At 45.5% G+C, this 2,784-nt stretch carries 3 protein-coding genes; 1 reads left to right on the top strand and 2 read right to left on the bottom strand.

Annotated features, from left to right (window positions below):
* Nucleotides 1–1,510: hypothetical protein (locus GF309_15185; protein ID MBD3160121.1), on the bottom strand; the 1,510-nt coding region annotated here is incomplete at its 3' end.
* Between the two features lie 277 nt (nucleotides 1,511–1,787).
* Complete coding sequence (locus tag GF309_15180) at nucleotides 1,788–2,180, bottom strand: hypothetical protein (protein MBD3160120.1); 393 nt, start codon at nucleotides 2,178–2,180, stop codon at nucleotides 1,788–1,790.
* Between the two features lie 83 nt (nucleotides 2,181–2,263).
* Here GF309_15180 and GF309_15175 point away from each other — a divergent pair, with 83 nt between their 5' ends.
* Nucleotides 2,264–2,410: a hypothetical protein gene (locus GF309_15175; protein MBD3160119.1), complete on the top strand. Its 147-nt coding sequence runs from the start codon at nucleotides 2,264–2,266 to the stop codon at nucleotides 2,408–2,410.
* The last annotated feature ends 374 nt before the right edge of the window (nucleotides 2,411–2,784 follow it).

Below are 2,784 nucleotides of genomic sequence, written 5' to 3'. Positions count from 1 at the left end.
GGAAAAATGTGTCATGATATCCCCAATCCTCCAAAGGTGTACTCCGGTATTTGTCAAGGAAGCCTAACAATCTACCAAAGATGGATTGCTTCGAAATAGTGTTTCCAGCAAATATGACGCCCCAAACGAGTACAACTAAACCAATGAAAGCATCAAGAGCACTCAATGCACTATTCATGTATTCTTGGGCAATTGTGATTGTGAGCATTATAGAAGCTGTGACGTAGGCTAATAATGAAGCAGCAAAAGCTCCTTGGGCTCCAGGGAGCTTTCCGAATGTTGCAAAGAATTTGGCAGTTATTCTGGAGACGGAAACAACAGCACTGTAGAACCTAACAGGACTCAATGCCATTACGGTATCGGTGGAAGCCTGAAGCTGTTCATCAGTTGCTGAATCTAGAACGGGGTGTGTAAGCGTTAGTTCAGTAACCGAGAGAGATCCCAACAAATCAACCTTCAATGTCATGATGAATGACAGACTGTGCACTATCAAATTGCAGGCAATATTTAGCACCGGCCATGGCCCATCCCAAGTTGCACTTACTGCTTCGCTAGCCATTTGCTCGTACCCCCCAACGAATTTCTCTCCAACGTCTGCATCGGAAGGCCCTTGATTAGTTCCATCGTACTCCACGGGTTCGCCCGGCTCTGGCGCATTGGGGTTCTCAGCGTTGAGATCCACTTTCACATTGATATCTTTGATTCTCAAGTCAATCAGCGAATTGCCCTGGTATCTATGCCCTTGGATGACCATGTATTTGACAACTCTAGCAGGGTCAGCAGCAGTCGCATGAGTTGCAGTCATGCCATCAATCGTTGATTTAATTGTCTCGGTTGATGCTTGGTACCACATTCTGGCATCGATGACTGCATCGCCGTAGATGTATCCAGGGCTAGCGGTGTGAGTATTGCCGTTCGCATCCTTGTATATCGTTCTGATTTGTGTCTTTGCGCTAGCAGCCCAACAGTCTCGCCATATGATTCTGAGAATCTCTTTCATACTATCATCATAGAGACTCACCCTGATTTTCCCCATTTCACTGTTAGGTCCTTGGTTCAGCTTCCCGAGGACCGCGAAGTCATCAAGTTGGTACAGCCTGAATGGCCTATCCAAAACCTGGACATATGTTGGACCATGCCATGATGACAAAGTTGGACGTGAATCAACATTCTGAAGCTGCATGTAGCTCTTCCCTGATGGAACAACGAAGTCTCCCTGATTCTCCCTTGGGAGGAGTTTGATTTCGTCAACATACCCACTACCTCGAATCAGGAACGCGTCTACATTGATTATGTCTACTCCTGGCTGTGCATCATGTAGATCATCTAGCAAGTCTCGTTCAAACGTCCTCCACGTACCATCATATGCATCGGAACCTAGGCCATGATGTACATAGCGTTGGGTACCGAGGGCCCAAGCGGTAGCTGCAACAAGCTGGGTCAATAAGATGAATGTGATAAGTGATACAAACAGAATAGTACTCTTCTTCTCTTCGATACGAGCGTACATGAGGATTTGCTCCTTACCACATCGGTTTCATGCCCTTACGAAGCGCTCCGACGTAACTTGTAGACTTGTAGGTGTTTTTCTATATAAACAAGTCTGCGGATTGGAGTGTCAAAATGACCCTCCACAAAGCGTCACCAGAGGTCTTCTGGAGAGGATTTTGGGCGATATGATTCTTGGAGATTCTTCCTTGGCAAATTCTATTCTCTGATAGGAGAAATACACGACTGAGGAATAGGTCGATGTCTAAACATTCGGACTTGACAAACAAAAGCATCTTTCACGAGATGGCATTGCCTTTGCATGTCTCAGTTTTCAGCTCCCCCTCATGACATGCATATTCGGCCCACTTCATCATTTTGACAACATGGCGAAATGTATCGGTCCCTGTTTCTGTCAATTCATATTGTACCTGTGGTGGGCTCTCTGCAAGCACGGTTCGTTTGACCAGACCTATCTCGCTCAAATCGGAAAGTCGCTTCGAAAGCATGGTGTCGCTGATTTCCTTCCCCGTTAGATTGTGAACCTTCTCACTGATTTCGTGATATCTTGGCTTGGTCTCACTTCGACCTAACACGACCACGATTGGGACGGTCCATGTGCGTCCAAGCTGCGAGAAGACAGCTTTGAGGGGTTCCAAGCACATGTTATCGAATTCAATTTTGCTTTGCATCTCAGGACACCTGAAGGAACTAAGGATTTTCTTTGCGCGAGGTTATATGCCCTTTTCCATCCATCGAACCAGGTGACAAAACAATGGGTACATGCAAATGCGGCAAAGAGAAGAATCACGGAAATATGACACGAGATGAGCGCATCGAGCACCTTCGAGAATGCCTTGATGACGCGATGAGCAAGATAGAGTGCGTTCGAGATGAAATCGAGATACTGGTTGACAAATAAGAAAAATGGATCGGAGTAATCCGATGCAGACTAGTCCGGTGGTGGCTGATGGGGGAGTATGATTTTAGTTCTCTTTCTTTGCAACTACTTGAGCAGCTGGATTTCCATTGGAATCTATGCAACACGAGGTCGAAACCAAAAGTTAAGTTGCTTTATTGGATTAGAAAAGGCGAGCGGATTATAAGTTCCTGCGTATAATTCAGCGTACAATACTCTGCAGATTGAGGAGTGATCTAGCAATGATGGTAGAGAAAGCAGACAAGAAGAAATTGAAACGTGCAGAAAAGCGGTACGAGGAAATGAAAGAGAAAATTGAACCATTCATCGATGTAGAACCTCTTCGCAAAAATCCAACTACCGGCAAATGGATATCT

The sequence above is a fragment of the Candidatus Lokiarchaeota archaeon genome (genome assembly GCA_014730275.1).
Lineage (GTDB): Archaea > Asgardarchaeota > Thorarchaeia > Thorarchaeales > Thorarchaeaceae > WJIL01.
Note: the sequence above shows the minus strand (reverse complement) of the source record. Positions and strands in the feature narration are given on the sequence as shown.